The following is a 13,153-nucleotide window of genomic DNA, read 5'->3' as shown; positions in this document are numbered from 1 at the left end:
CCATGGCCAGGGTTTGACCATGGCCGATGGCGCCGGCGTCCTGGGCTTTCTTGATGTGGACCGCTCGCTGAGCGGCCGGCTCTGGCGCGCCCGACCCGCCGACCCCGCCTTGGTGCGCAGCCATCAGATGGCGCTGGGCCTCGATGAACCCATGGCCCGCGCCCTGGCGGCGCGAGGCGTCACAGCCGACGCCGCGACGAGCTATCTGCAGCCGACCCTGAAGGCGCTGTTTCCTGATCCCTCGACCTTCGCCGACATGGACAAGGCCGCCGCCGTCCTGGTCGACGCCCTGGTGGCGGACAAGGCCGTGGTGGTGTTCGCCGACTATGATGTGGATGGCGCTTCCAGCGCCGCTCTGCTGGTCCGTTGGTTCGCCGCCATGGGCAAGCGGCTGACCATCTATGTCCCGGACCGGGTGGCCGAGGGCTACGGCCCCTCGCCGGCCGCCTTCCGCCGGCTGCGGGAGGAGGGGGCCGACCTTGTCATCACCGTCGATTGTGGCGCCGCGGCGGTCGACGCCATCGCCTGCGCCGCCGAGATCGGGCTCGACGTGGTGGTGGTCGATCATCACCTGATGCGCGACGAAATCCCGGTCTGTGCGGCCCTGGTCAACCCCAATCGGCCCGACTGCGGCTCGGGCCAGGGGGTGCTGGCCGCCGCCGGGGTGACCTTCGTCCTGCTGGCGGCCCTCAATCGCGAAGCCCGCGCCCGGGGTCTGTTCACCAGCGCGCCGGAGCCAGATCTCCGCCAATGGCTGGACCTAGCCGCCATGGGCGCGGTCTGCGACGTCACCCAGCTGGTGGGTTTCAACCGCGCGCTGACCGCCCAGGGGCTCAAGGTGATGTCGGCCTGGGCCAATCCCGGCCTCAAGGCCCTGCTGGAGGCCGCTGGGGCCAAGGGACCGGCCACCACCTTCCATGCCGGCTTCGTCCTGGGGCCTCGAATCAATGCAGGCGGACGAATCGGGCGTTCCGACCTCGGCGCACGGCTGCTGTCCACCGACGATCCGGACGAGGCGCGCAATATCGCCTTGGAACTGGACGCCCTCAACGCCTCGCGGCGGGAGGTCGAGGCCGAGGTGCTGGAGGCCGCCGTCCGCATCCTGGAGCGGGAAAGCAATTTCGCCGATCAGCCCCTGCTGCTGGTGGCGGCCGATGACTGGCACCCGGGCGTCATCGGCATTGTCGCCGGCCGTCTGCGTGAGCGCTATCGCAAGCCGACCCTGGTGGTCGGCATCGACCGGGCCGCCGACGTGGGCAAGGGGTCGGGGCGATCTCAACCCGGCGTAAATCTCGGGCGCGCAGTCCAGGCGGCGTTCGACGCCGGACTGCTCCTGGCCGGCGGCGGGCACGCCATGGCCGCGGGGCTTTCCGTGCGCCCGAGTGCGCTGCCGGAGCTGCGCGAGTTCCTATGTGCGCGGCTGAGCGACGAATCACTGGCCGCCGCCGAGTCGGACGCCCTGGAGATCGACGCCCTGATCACGACCGCTGGCGCTGATCGGGGGCTCCTGGAGTCCTTCCAGCGGCTGGCGCCTTTTGGCCCGGGAAACCCTGAGCCGCTCTTCGCCCTTGCAGAGGCGCGCGTAGAGCGTCCGATGATGCTCCGGGGCGGTCACATACGCTGCACCCTCACGGACCGCTCTGGAGGCCGCCTGAAGGCCGTAGCGTGGCGGGCCGAGGAGACGGAGGTCGGCCGCCGGCTGATGGGCGGCGGCGGGGCGCTTCATGTGGTGGGCCGTCTGAAGGCGGATGATTGGAACGGCCGGCAGGGCGTCGAGCTCGAGATTGACGACATCGCTGACCCCCGTCGCAAAAACGTCTAGCCAGCGGGTTGCGTGGGGCAGGGAAGGCGGATATAGAGCCGCCCTCCGCGTCGAGTGGTCCCTTCGTCTATCGGTTAGGACGCCAGGTTTTCAACCTGGAGAGAGGGGTTCGACTCCCCTAGGGACTGCCACGCGGAGCTCTCATCTTCATCTCGATCGAGCAGGCCGGCGTTGCGTTTGCGCGCAACGAACGGCGACGCTTCGCGTTGGTCTCCGGCATTTTGACGGAGAGACTTTCGATGAAGATCCTGACCCTCGCCGCCGCTGGCGCGGCCGCTCTGGCCCTCGCGGCGTGCACGAACCCCAATCCGGAAGAGACCGGCACGGCGGCGGCGATGCCAGACACCAGCACCGCTGAGTCCCCGGCCCCCGACGCGGGTGATACGGGTGTTGCCGGACCGGGCGCGGCGACCCCCGGCATGAGCGGCGCGGCCCCCGAAGACGGCGCTGATCTGAACCAGAACCTGCCCCCGGTGGACGTGCCTCCCGTCGCAAACTAGACCCGCCCCCGCGCCCCTCTGGGCCGGCCGCCAACGACCAGATTGCCTGACAACACGGCGTTTTTGTCATTGCCAAGCTTGTTCAGCCAAATGGTTATTGACGGCTCTCGCCTAACGAGAACAGTGTTATAACTGGCCCGTTCCGAGGATCGAAGGAGACCGGGTCAGAGGGGCGCATGTCTGGTTACGATTATCACGATGCCGGCGCAGACGACGCTGTACGCATCAGCGGTCGCGTGAAGTGGTTCGATGCGGGGAAGGGCTACGGCTTTGTCGTCCCTGACGATCCCAGCAAGACCGACCTCAAGGATGTGCTCCTGCACGTGACCTCGTTGCGAGATTCCGGTCACGAGAGCGCGCTTGAGGGCGCGATCATCGTCTGCGAGGCCATTCGGCGCCCCAAGGGCTGGCAGGTGGCTGAGGTTCTGGAACTGGACGAGAGCGCCGCCCCCCCACCCGAGCTTCGCCGTGGCCGGGACGAGGGTCGACGCGACGGCTATGAACGGGTGCAGGATCGCGGCCACGACCGCGCCGACTTCGCGCGGCCAAAGCGGCCAGTGCTGGCTGGCGGCCCCCTGGAGCAGGCCAAGGTGAAGTGGTTCAACCGGGCCAAGGGGTACGGCTTTGTGGTTCGTGAAACCCAGCCGGGCGACATCTTCATCCACATCGAGACCCTAAGGCGCGCGGGCCTTGAGGACCTCCAGCCCGGCGATGATGTGCGGGTCCGGTTCGCCGAGGGGCCAAAAGGACTTGTCGTGGCCGAGATCGAGCCGGTAGGTCTGGCCTAGGCGCAGGCTTGCGCCTGCCGCCAGGCCTTGCGCCTGATTGGCGGTCTGCCGGAGGTCTGCCGTGTCTCATCCCCGCCTTCACCGACCCGACATCCATCGGCGCGGCCTGCTGGCCGGCCTGGCGGCGCTTTCGGCGCCCGGGCCGCTCTGGGCGAAAACCAGCCCGACGCTGGAGCCGCTGGAGATTCTCACCGCCCGCGGACCGGTCCGCTTCCAGGTGGAGATCGCCGCCGACAACGCCAGCCGCGCCCAGGGCCTGATGTACCGCAAGTCGCTGGCGCCTGATCGCGGGATGCTGTTCGACTTTCAGACCCCGCGTCCGGTCTCCTTCTGGATGCGCAACACCTACATCTCGCTGGACATGATCTTCATCCGGGCTGACGGCCGTATTCTGTCGATCGCCCGCAACACCGTGCCCCTGTCCGAAGAAGGCGTGCCCTCCGGCGGACCGGTGCGCGCCGTCCTGGAACTGGTCGGCGGACGCGCGGCCCAGATCGGCGCCTTGCCGGGCGACCGCGTGGTCCATCGGATCTTCCCCCGTGGATGAGGCCGAGGTTCAGATTCCTGAACCGCCAGAGGGTTTCGTTCGCTCCGAAGGGCGCGGCGCCTATTCGGGTCACAACGGTCCCTATTTTCATCGGGCCGTTCAGGGCGAGACCACCGAACAGGCCTTTTTCGCCCTGCCGCGCCACGCCAACGGTTTGGGCCTGGTGCATGGGGGCATGCTGACCAGCTTTCTGGACGGACTCATGGGGGCGGCGGTGTTCCGCGCGGCGCGTCGGCCCGGCGTCACCATCCACCTCTCGGTGGACTTCCTGCACATGGGCCGGGTGGGGGAGTGGGTGATGGGCGAATCCAAGGTCACCCGGCTGACCCGCGAGGTGGCCTTCGTCGAGGGGCGCGTCTATGTGGGCCGCCGGGACGTGGTTCGAGGCTCGGGCGTGTTCAAACTGATGCATAGGCGGGATTGATCGCCTCAGGTCACATTGCGGCGCGGAGCCTTGCATGGCATGAGACGGCCAATGTCGGCGTCCATCTCGGGGCGTAGCGCAGCCTGGTAGCGCATCTGCTTTGGGAGCAGAGGGTCGCGTGTTCGAATCACGCCGCCCCGACCAGACGCCGACGTCGGGCGCCGCGCCTCCTGTACGGGAGGCGCAAGCGACCGTGAGTTTTGCTTCAGGCCACAGGGCCCGGTTCATCAAGCCGGCCGATGCGGCCAGATCGCCAATGGGACCGTCACATGCTTGCGCGCATCCTTCGCCCCGCCAAGAACGCCATGCAGTCTGGCCGTGGAAAGTCAAAGGAGTGGGTCCTGGAGTTTGAGCCGGCCAGCGCCCGCCGGCCGGACGCGCTGATGGGCTGGACCCAGACCGACGACACCCGCACCCAGCTGCGCCTGTCCTTCGACACCAAGGAAGAGGCCGTGGCCTATGCCGAGCAGAACGGCATCGCCTTCGAGGTCTTCGACCCCAAGCCCGCCAAGCGGATCATCAAGGCCTACGCCGACAATTTCGCCTTCGGTCGCAAGGTCCCCTGGACCCACTGAGGCCGCCGCCCCACACGCGCCCTTAGCTCAACCGGATAGAGCATCCGCCTTCTAAGCGGACGGTTGCAGGTTCGAGTCCTGCAGGGCGCGCCAGCTTCAGCGCAACCTGGAATCGACGGGAGCGCCCTTCACGCGTTTGAGAAGTGTCGGCTGGCTGACAGACGGGGTGGCCCTGATCCGGTCAGACTGACGGCGAAGCTCGCCAAGTCGGGCTCGGTAGAGCGGGAGGCGCTGACATGACATGGCTCTCGAAGGCGGGCGGGGCGTCGGACAATGTGGTCTCGGTGACGCCGGTGGATGGCGGGTGGTCGGTGACCAGCGGTCTAGCCGACCACCCCTTGATGTTCATGTCCGGCGCTCATGCCGAGGCCAAGGCCCGCAGCCTGGCTCAATTGATCGCGGCGGCCGGCGGAGACGCTCAGGTCATCGTTCATGACCGGCGCAACACCCTGATCGGCACCGTGCGCTACTTCGCCGCCGAAGCGGTCGCGGCGGACTTCAGCGGCTCTGAGACCTCGGACCCGACAGCCGCATAGACCGGTCGATCTCGAGCTCGACCACCAGATCCGCCCGAGCCGGCAGCGTCGCCAGGATGTGACGGGTCAGCCGTTCATAGTGTTGGATGAAGGCGGTGACCTGCGCCTGATCCATGGTCCGGCCGGCGTCGTCCCCCTGGGCCAGGAGCCGCGCCCTGAGTTTCTGTTCCTGCGCCCAGCGCCAGTCGGCGACCACCTCGAAGCTGGGCGCCCGGAGCAGGGTCAGGTGGTCGATCTGCGCGAACAGGGCCTGGTAGGGACCAGCCAGCACCTCGTTTGCGTAGGTTCGCCAGATGCCAGTAGGGTCTTCCTCGACCTCCAGCCGGTTGACCGCCGCGCTCAGCGCCGTCTCCGCCTCTGGAATGGCGCCGACGCACCAGCCCTCAAACAGGATCAGGTCAACCGGCGCCTTGATCTTGGGCCATCGGTCCTGCGGCGCCGGTTCGTCCAGCGCCTTGTCGAACCGCGGCAGGGCGACCTCGCGCGTTCCGGACAGGTCTTCAAAGAGTTTCAGGCCCTGAGCGACGTCATGGGTGCCGGGCGGGCCGCGGGTGGCGAAGAGGGGATGGATACGGTCGGCCAGTTCCGCCCGGGCCCTCCGGGACAGATAGAGGTCGTCCAGCGACAGAATCGCGACGCGCAGGCCGCGACGTCGCAACAGCCGGGCCAGAGCCTCGCACAGGGTCGATTTTCCCGAGCCCTGCGCCCCGCAAACGCCGGCGATCGCCGGCCCACGACGGCCAGCCGTCAGGGCGGCCAGACGCTGGGCCAGGGGTTCGGCCACCGTCTGGACCGTCTGGCGGTAGTCCGGGGGCAGGGACTCCTCGCTCAGGAAATCGTCGATCCAGTCCGGTGGGCCCGGCATCTAGGAGGCGGCGCGCCAGGCGGCGAACCCGCGGTCCAGGTCAGCCATCAGGTCCTCGGGATCTTCCAGGCCCACGTGGAGCCGAACCAGCGGGCCCCCATAGTCGCTTGGCGCCCCACGACCAGACAGTTGCGGATCGCAATCAATGGCGAGGCTCTCAAAGCCCCCCCAGGAGAAGCCCAGGCCAAAGATCTCCAGGGCGTCGAGGAAGGCCTCGGTGGCCTTCGGCCGGCCCGGCGCCAGGGTGAAGGCGAACAGGCCGCAGGCGCCGCTGTAGTCCCTACGCCAGATCTCGCCGCCAGGGGCGTCCGGCAGGGCGGGATGCAGCACCTGGCCGACCTCGTCTCGTCCGGCCAGCCAGGTTGCGATGCGACGGCCTGAGGCGTCATGCCGGCTCATGCGGGTGGCGAGCGTGCGCAGCCCTCGCAGCATCTGATAGGCGTCGTCGGGCGACACCGCCCAGCCGATGTTCAGCACGCCGTCGTCGAGGGTGCGGACGAGGCTGTCCTCCCGCACGGCGACGGAACCCATGAAGACGTCTGAATGACCCCCGACATACTTGGTCAGGGCCTGGACGCTGATGTCGACCCCGTGGTCCAGGGGCTTGAAGAGCAGGCCGGCGGCCCAGGTATTGTCGATCAGGGTGAGCATCCCGCGGGCCCTGGCTGCGGCGGCGATGGCCGGCACATCCTGGAACTCGAAACTCAGCGAGCCGGGCGATTCCAGGACGATGAGCCGGGTGGCCGGCCCGCAGGCCTCCATGAGGGCCGCGGCGTCCAGGCTGGCGGGGTAGTAGCGTACGCCGACGCCAAAGCGCCGCAATACCGTGTCGCAGAACCGCCGGGTGGGTTTGTAGACGGTGTCCACCACCATCACCTCGTCCCCGGTCTTCAGGACGGCCAGCAGGGCGCCGGTGAGCGCCGCCAAGCCCGAGGGATAGAGGGTTACGCCGGCGGCGTGCTCCAACTCGGCGAGGGCCTCGATCAGCGCCGACTGGGCGGCCAGGCCCTGGCGGCCATAGGTCACCTGCGACTCGTGGTCGTACAGCGCCGCGGCGTTGGGCAGGAGGACGGTGGAGCCGCGCTGAATCGGCGGGCCGACCGTGCGAGCCAGAGGCGTTTGCGCCAGACCCGAATGGATCAGGCGTGTTTCTTCGGTCATGCGGGTTGACGATCGTGAGGCATCAGGGGCGAAACTCCCTGTACTAGACCTTTCCCGTCCTGTCCGATCAAGGAGCGCCCCATGATCCGACGCCTCGCGGCGTCCGCTGTCCTGTTGCTGGTCCTGGCCGGGTGTGGTCGGGAGGCGGAGTCTCCGGAACCTGAAGCGACGCCGGCCCCGACACCTGCGGTTGTGCGTGACTTCGCGCCCACGCCCAGCCCGACCCTGCAGGCCGTGCGCCGCCGCGGACATGTGCTGTGTGGCGTCCATGCGGGCTTGGCGGGCTTCGCGGTGCGCGATGTGCGTGGGGTGTGGCGGGGCTTCGACGTGGATATCTGTCGCGCCGTCGCCGCCGCCGTGCTCGGTGACGCCAATGCGGTGCGCTACCGCGCCGTCTCGGCTCAGAACCGGTTCGCCGAACTCCAGGACGGGTCGGTGGACATCCTGTCGCGCAACACGTCCTGGACCCTGTCGCGGGACGCCGGCCTTGGCCTCGATTTCGCAGCGGTGACCTATTATGACGGCCAGGGCTTCATGGCCCCACGGTCGCTCAACCTGACCAGCGCCGATGAACTGAATGGCGCGCGGATCTGCGTGCAGGCGGGCACCGCCACCGAAACCAATCTGTCGGACTATTTCCGCGCCAGGGGCCTGGCGTTCACGCCGGTCATCCTCGATGACGAGGCCGAGGCGAGGACCGCCTATGAGGCTGAACAGTGCGATGTGTTCACAGCCGACGTCTCCGCCCTGGCGTCCGCCCGCTCTCTGATGAGCAACCCCAATTCCCACGTCATCCTGCCGACCGTCATCTCCAAGGAGCCTCTCGGCCCTGTGGTGCGCCAGGACGATCCAGCTTGGACTGACATCGTAAGATGGACTGTCAACAGCTTGATTGTAGCTGAGGAACTTGGTGTGAACTCGACAACAGCTGAAGGATCCAGGGAGACGGCGTCGGATCCCGACACCCGTCGGCTGTTGGGGGTCGAGGGCGACCTTGGCGCGCTCCTGGGCCTTGAGGATGACTGGGCCTATCAGGCTATCGCCCAGGTGGGGGCCTATAACGAAATCTTCCGGCGCAATCTGGGCGCCGATTCCGGACTGAAGCTGGAGCGTGGGCTAAATGCGCTCTGGAGCGCGCCGGATCCTGGACTGATCTACGCGCCGCCGGTCCGCTAAAGACGCAGGACCATCGCGCACCGACGGGCGGGGTCGAGCCCGCGGGCGGCTTCGCGGTCGAGATAGGCCTGCAGAGCGCCGCGCGCGTCTTCGTCCTCGACGATGGCGAAGCCGGCTGACGCGTAGAAGGGGGCGTTCCAGGGGGCGTCACGGAAGGTGGTCAGGCTCAGACCCGCCAGTCCACGTCGCCGCGCCTCTGCGATGGCGAAGGCCAGCAGACGGCGTCCCAGGCCCTGACCCTGATGCGCACGGTGGACATCGAACTCCAGGATGTGCAGGCGACCCTCTTCGATCCGCGCCGCCAGGAAGGCGCCTGCTGGTCCATCGGGCTCAGCCATGACCCACAGCAGGCCTTCGGCCATGATCGGCGCCCAGACCTCGGCGGGCGTGAAGTCGATCGGCGTCTCGTGGGTTTCGCCAGCGAAGACCTCCACCCCCTGGTCGCGGAAGAGCGTGGCGGCGGAGACCTCGATCTCGGGCAGGCGGGGAAGATCCTCCGGCGCGGCGAGCCGGACGATCATCGCGCCACTCATGGCCCGGTGACCACGGGGGTGTCGAGCCGGCCGCCCCACTCGCTCCACGATCCGTCATAGATCGGAACCTCATCGACCCCCAACCTTGCGAGCGCCAGGGCCAGGACCGCGGCGCTGACCCCGGAGCCGCAGGTGGCGATGATCGGCCGGTCGAGATTGATCCCGGCGACTGCAAACGCAGCGCGAAGGTCGTCTGGCGCGCGAAGGGCGCCGTCGGAATCCACCAGGGCGTTCCAGGGCAGATTGCAGGCGCCAGGCATATGGCCGCCGCGCAGGCCCGCACGCGGCTCAGGCGCCTCGCCGCGGAACCGGGCCGCCGGCCGGGCGTCAAGAATCTGGACGGTGGAATCCTCGATCGCCGCCTGCACATCAGACAGGGCGCGCACCAGCTGAGGCTGGGGTCGGACTGAGATCTCAACCGGCTCCGGCGCCGGGGCGCCGGTCGCCAGGGGGTGTCCCGCAGCCCGCCAGGCCTTCAGCCCGCCGTCGAGAACCGCAACATGGTCAAAGCCCATCACCCGCAGGGTCCACCACACCCGGGGCGCGGAGAAGATGCCGTGCCCGTCATAGACGACGATCCTGTGCGAGGGGCTCAGGCCCAGGCGCGAGACCGCCTCGGCGAATGCCTCGGGGCTCGGAAGCATGTGCGGCAGGTCGCTGGACCGGTCGGCGATGTGATCGATATCGAAGAAGACCGCCCCGGGGATGTGGCCCTTCTCGAACTCCGCCAGGCCCGGCCTATTTTCAGCGGGCATGTACCAGGTGGCGTCGACCACCCGCAGGTCGGCCTCGCCCAGGCGTGGGGCAAGCCAGTCGACGGAGACGAGGGGGCCGGTCTCCATGGTCAAAGCCAGCTCGGGACCGGCAGGCCCTTTTCCGTCAGGAAAGCCCGGTTGAAGATCTTGCTCTGATAGCGCGCGCCCTGGTCGCAGAGGATGGTCACGATGGTGTGGCCGGGACCCAACTCCCGGGCCAGCCGGATGGCGCCGGCGACGTTCACGCCGGTGGAGCCGCCCATCACCATGCCCTCGTGCTCCACGAGGTCGTAGATCACGTCCAGCATCTCTTCGTCGGAGATCCGGTAGGCGTGATCGACGGTGAGGCCCTCGAGATTGGCGGTGATCCGCCCCTGACCGATGCCTTCGCTGATGGAGCCGCCCTCCGACTTCAGCTCGCCGGTCGTGTAGTAAGAAAAGAGCGCCGCGCCATAGGGGTCGGCCAGGCCGATCTTCACCTCCGCCCGCTGCGCCCGCAGGGCCTGGGCGACGCCGGCCAAGGTGCCACCGGACCCCACCGCGCAGATGAAACCGTCCACCTTGCCCTCGGTCTGGCGCCAGATTTCGGGGCCTGTGGTTTCGGTGTGGGCCTGACGATTGGCCACATTGTCGAACTGGTTGGCCCAGATGGCGCCGTTGGGGTCGCTGGCGGCCAGCTCTTCGGCCAGGCGGCCGGAATAGCGGACATAGTTGTCGGGGTTGGAGTAGGGGACGGCGTCCACCTCGACGAGCTCGGCGCCGAACAGGCGGATGGCGTCCTTTTTTTCCTGACTCTGGGTCCGGGGGATGACGATGGTCGCCTTATAGCCGAGCGCCTTGGCGACCATGGCCAGGCCGATGCCGGTATTGCCCGCCGTGCCCTCGACGATCCGCCCACCGGGGCGCAGCAGGCCCTTGGCCTCGGCGTCGCGGACGATGTAGAGGGCCGCCCGGTCCTTCACCGACTGGCCGGGATTCATGAATTCGGCCTTGCCCAGGATCTCACAACCGGTGAGCTCGCTGGCGCGGTTGAGGCGGATGAGCGGCGTATCGCCGATGGTGTCGAGAACGCTGTGTGCGACGGTCATAGGCCGCTATTTAGGGCCCTGCCGTGCGCCGGAACAGGGGGCAGGGTGGTCCGGGCCTAGGTTTTCGACAGGGCGAGCTGGATCACGTTGGTGCGTTCGGTGCGGAAGCCGGCCTCGCAGTAGCCCAGATAGAAGCGCCACAGCCGCCGGAAGCGGTCGTCGAACCCCTGCGCCTCGATCTCCGGCCAGGCGGCTTCGAACTCGCGCATCCATTCGGCCAGGGTGTCGGCATAGTCCTGTCCAAAGCGGCTGATCTCGTCCCAGGCCAGACCGACCGTGTCGGTTTCCATGCGCAGGCGGGCTTCGCTGATCAGCATGCCGCCCGGAAAGATGTAGCGCTGGATGAAGTCGGCCCGACGGCGATAGAGCTCGAAGAACTCGTCCTTGATGGTGATGATCTGCAGGCCGGCCCGACCGCCGGGCGCCAGGACCTCGGCGATCTTGCCGAAATAGCTCGGCCAGTACTTCTCTCCAACCGCCTCGAACATTTCGATGGAGGCGACCCGGTCATATGTCCCGGCCACATCGCGATAGTCGATCAGCTTGATCTGCGCCCGTTCGTTGAGGCCGAGCTCGAAGATGCGGCGGGCGGCGAAGTCGTACTGCTCCTGGGAGATGGTGATGGCGGTGACATGGGCGCCTACCTCGCCGGCGGCGTAGGCGGCGAATCCCCCCCACCCGCAGCCGATCTCCAACACATGATGGCCCGGCTCCAGCCGCATGTGCTGCGCCAGGGCGCGGTACTTGTTGATCTGGGCGTCGGCCAGCGGCTGGCCCTTATGGGCGTAGCGGGCCGCCGAATAGGTCATGGTGGGGTCCAGCCACCGGGAATAGAAGGCGTTGCCCAGATCATAGTGGGCGTGGATGTTCTTTTTCGCCCCGGTCCGGCTGTTGTCGCGGAACAGGTGCAGCACCCGGTTGAGCACCCACATCAGTGGGGCGCCCAGGGCCAGACGCTCGATCTTGTCGAAGTTCAGGCTGAAGACGCACAGCAGAGCCGCCATGTCGGGCGTCTCCCACTGGCGAGCCATGTGCCCCTCGGCGAAGCCGATATCCCCGGCCGCCAGCACGCGGTTCATGAAGGCGTAGTCGCGGATGATCAGTCGGCCGCTGGGGCCGGGTTCCGGGCCCACCAGATCCAGCTCGCGGCCGGTGGGCAGGACGAAGGTGAGCGTCCCAACGGTCCAGTTTCGGGCGAGCAGCCCAAGGGCGCTGCGGAAGGCGGCGGGGGCGCCGCTCAGTTCCGGCGCCCGGCGAAGCGCCCCGGGGGTCCCGGCGAGCTCGGCCAGGGATGACGAGTTATGGGCGATGGTCATCGTCGCTTACCCCTCGTGTCGAACGCAAAATAGCACAAACTGGCCCCGGGCGCGACACTCCCCCGGAGCCAAGTGTACGGCCCCATGCGGGCGTCGGACGCAGCGGCCTCGACCCTGGCGCGGGATTTCCGGCTTGTGAAGCCGCGGGCCGGGCGCCACTTAGGCCCTGATCCGCTCACCCCAGGGACGTTCCCATGGCCGCACTCGAACTCAAGCGTTGGAACCTGTCGATCGGCGCCGGCCACCCACTGGTGGTGATCGCTGGCCTAAATGTACTGGAGGACCTGGAGTTGGCGCGTGACGCGGCGCGTCACCTCAAGGCCGTCTGCGCCGATCTGGGCCTGCCCTACGTCTTCAAGGCGAGCTTCGACAAGGCCAACCGTTCGTCGATCCGCAGCTATCGGGGGCCGGGCCTTGAGGAAGGTTTGAAGATCCTTCGTCAGATCAAAGACGAGTTCGACGTCCCGATCTGCACCGACCTGCATGAGATCGATCAGGCCGAACCTGTCGCCGCCGTCGCCGACCTGGTTCAGATCCCGGCCTTCCTCTGTCGCCAGACCGACCTTGTGGTGGCGACGGCTCGGGCGACCCAGGCCGCAGGCGGCCTGCTGCATGTGAAAAAGGGGCAGTTCCTGGCCCCCTGGGACTGCCGCAACATCCTGGACAAGATCAAGGAAGCCGTCGAGGTCGACATGACCATCCTGTGCGAGCGGGGGGTCAGCTTCGGCTACAACAATCTCGTCGTGGACATGCTGGGCATCGCCGAGATGCAGGCCCTCGGCGCCCCCGTCACCATCGACGCCACCCATGCAGTCCAACTGCCTGGCGCCAACCCCAAGTCCAATGGAGCCTCGACAGGCGGACGCCGGGAGGGTGTGCCGATCATCGCCAAGGCGGCGGTGGCCGCAGGGGCTGATGGGGTCTTCCTGGAGTTCCATCATGATCCCGACCGGGCTCTTTGTGATGGTCCAAGCTGCCTGCCGCTCAATGGGGCCGAACCGCTTCTGCGGACGCTCAAGGCCCTGCGCGACGCCGTGCAGGCCTGAGGGACCCCACCCATGGATCTG

15 protein-coding genes and 3 tRNA genes are annotated in these 13,153 nt (G+C 67.9%); 12 read left to right on the top strand and 6 right to left on the bottom strand.

Features of this window, described 5'->3' with window-relative positions:
* Positions 1–19 precede the first annotated feature (19 nt).
* The 10 genes from recJ (at position 20) to Q8N19_RS08995 (ending at position 5,192) form a co-directional block, all read left to right on the top strand.
* The gene (gene recJ / locus Q8N19_RS09040) at positions 20–1,822 is read left to right on the top strand and encodes a single-stranded-DNA-specific exonuclease RecJ (protein WP_305589887.1); all 1,803 of its coding nucleotides are present in this window, start codon (positions 20–22) and stop codon (positions 1,820–1,822) included.
* A 56-nt stretch (positions 1,823–1,878) separates the two neighbouring features.
* Positions 1,879–1,953: transfer RNA gene (locus tag Q8N19_RS09035), tRNA-Glu, on the top strand.
* Between the two features lie 108 nt (positions 1,954–2,061).
* On the top strand, positions 2,062–2,322 hold the full coding sequence (locus tag Q8N19_RS09030) for a hypothetical protein (protein ID WP_305589885.1): 261 nt from the start codon (positions 2,062–2,064) through the stop codon (positions 2,320–2,322).
* Between the two features lie 176 nt (positions 2,323–2,498).
* Positions 2,499–3,110, top strand: a complete 612-nt coding sequence (locus tag Q8N19_RS09025; RefSeq protein WP_305589882.1) for a cold-shock protein — start codon at positions 2,499–2,501, stop codon at positions 3,108–3,110.
* A gap of 61 nt (positions 3,111–3,171) precedes the next feature.
* Positions 3,172–3,657, top strand: coding sequence for a DUF192 domain-containing protein (locus tag Q8N19_RS09020; RefSeq protein ID WP_305589880.1), 486 nt, complete (start codon positions 3,172–3,174; stop codon positions 3,655–3,657).
* Complete coding sequence (locus Q8N19_RS09015) at positions 3,650–4,081, top strand: PaaI family thioesterase (protein ID WP_305589878.1); 432 nt, start codon at positions 3,650–3,652, stop codon at positions 4,079–4,081. Before Q8N19_RS09020 ends, Q8N19_RS09015 begins: the two co-directional genes overlap by 8 nt.
* A 67-nt stretch (positions 4,082–4,148) precedes the next feature.
* A tRNA-Pro gene (locus tag Q8N19_RS09010) sits at positions 4,149–4,225 on the top strand.
* Positions 4,226–4,350: 125 nt separating this feature from the next.
* Positions 4,351–4,656, top strand: coding sequence for an ETC complex I subunit (locus Q8N19_RS09005; RefSeq protein ID WP_305589876.1), 306 nt, complete (start codon positions 4,351–4,353; stop codon positions 4,654–4,656).
* 16 nt (positions 4,657–4,672) lie between these two features.
* A tRNA-Arg gene (locus Q8N19_RS09000) sits at positions 4,673–4,749 on the top strand.
* A 143-nt stretch (positions 4,750–4,892) separates the two neighbouring features.
* Entirely contained in the window at positions 4,893–5,192 is a 300-nt protein-coding gene (locus Q8N19_RS08995) for a hypothetical protein (protein ID WP_305589874.1), read from the top strand.
* Here the strand turns inward: Q8N19_RS08995 and Q8N19_RS08990 are convergent.
* Both Q8N19_RS08990 and metC read right to left on the bottom strand, forming a co-directional pair.
* Positions 5,155–6,057: a kinase gene (locus Q8N19_RS08990; protein ID WP_305589872.1), complete on the bottom strand. Its 903-nt coding sequence runs from the start codon at positions 6,055–6,057 to the stop codon at positions 5,155–5,157. The two genes, Q8N19_RS08995 and Q8N19_RS08990, sit on opposite strands and share 38 nt — an antisense overlap.
* A complete protein-coding gene (gene metC / locus Q8N19_RS08985) occupies positions 6,058–7,218 on the bottom strand; it encodes a cystathionine beta-lyase (RefSeq protein WP_305589870.1) in 1,161 nt (386 codons plus the stop codon).
* Between the two features lie 81 nt (positions 7,219–7,299).
* On the opposite strand from metC, the gene Q8N19_RS08980 reads away from it, so the two are divergent.
* Positions 7,300–8,394, top strand: coding sequence for an amino acid ABC transporter substrate-binding protein (locus Q8N19_RS08980; RefSeq protein WP_305589868.1), 1,095 nt, complete (start codon positions 7,300–7,302; stop codon positions 8,392–8,394).
* Here the strand turns inward: Q8N19_RS08980 and Q8N19_RS08975 are convergent.
* The 4 genes from Q8N19_RS08975 to Q8N19_RS08960 are packed head-to-tail and all read right to left on the bottom strand — an operon-like array spanning position 8,391 to position 12,086.
* Positions 8,391–8,915, bottom strand: a complete 525-nt coding sequence (locus Q8N19_RS08975) for a GNAT family N-acetyltransferase (protein ID WP_305589866.1) — start codon at positions 8,913–8,915, stop codon at positions 8,391–8,393. The genes Q8N19_RS08980 and Q8N19_RS08975 overlap by 4 nt on opposite strands.
* Positions 8,916–8,923: 8 nt before the next feature.
* Positions 8,924–9,769 (bottom strand): 3-mercaptopyruvate sulfurtransferase, encoded by an 846-nt coding sequence (gene sseA / locus Q8N19_RS08970; protein ID WP_305589864.1) that lies wholly within the window; start codon positions 9,767–9,769, stop codon positions 8,924–8,926.
* Between the two features lie 2 nt (positions 9,770–9,771).
* Positions 9,772–10,770: a cysteine synthase A gene (locus Q8N19_RS08965; RefSeq protein WP_305589862.1), complete on the bottom strand. Its 999-nt coding sequence runs from the start codon at positions 10,768–10,770 to the stop codon at positions 9,772–9,774.
* A 56-nt stretch (positions 10,771–10,826) separates the two neighbouring features.
* Positions 10,827–12,086, bottom strand: coding sequence for a cyclopropane-fatty-acyl-phospholipid synthase family protein (locus Q8N19_RS08960; protein WP_305589860.1), 1,260 nt, complete (start codon positions 12,084–12,086; stop codon positions 10,827–10,829).
* 194 nt (positions 12,087–12,280) lie between these two features.
* Here Q8N19_RS08960 and kdsA point away from each other — a divergent pair, with 194 nt between their 5' ends.
* The gene (gene kdsA, locus Q8N19_RS08955; RefSeq protein ID WP_305589858.1) at positions 12,281–13,132 is read left to right on the top strand and encodes a 3-deoxy-8-phosphooctulonate synthase; all 852 of its coding nucleotides are present in this window, start codon (positions 12,281–12,283) and stop codon (positions 13,130–13,132) included.
* Positions 13,133–13,153 lie beyond the last annotated feature (21 nt).

The sequence above is a fragment of the Phenylobacterium sp. genome (assembly GCF_030693405.1).
GTDB lineage: Bacteria > Pseudomonadota > Alphaproteobacteria > Caulobacterales > Caulobacteraceae > Phenylobacterium.
Note: the sequence above shows the minus strand (reverse complement) of the source record. Positions and strands in the feature narration are given on the sequence as shown.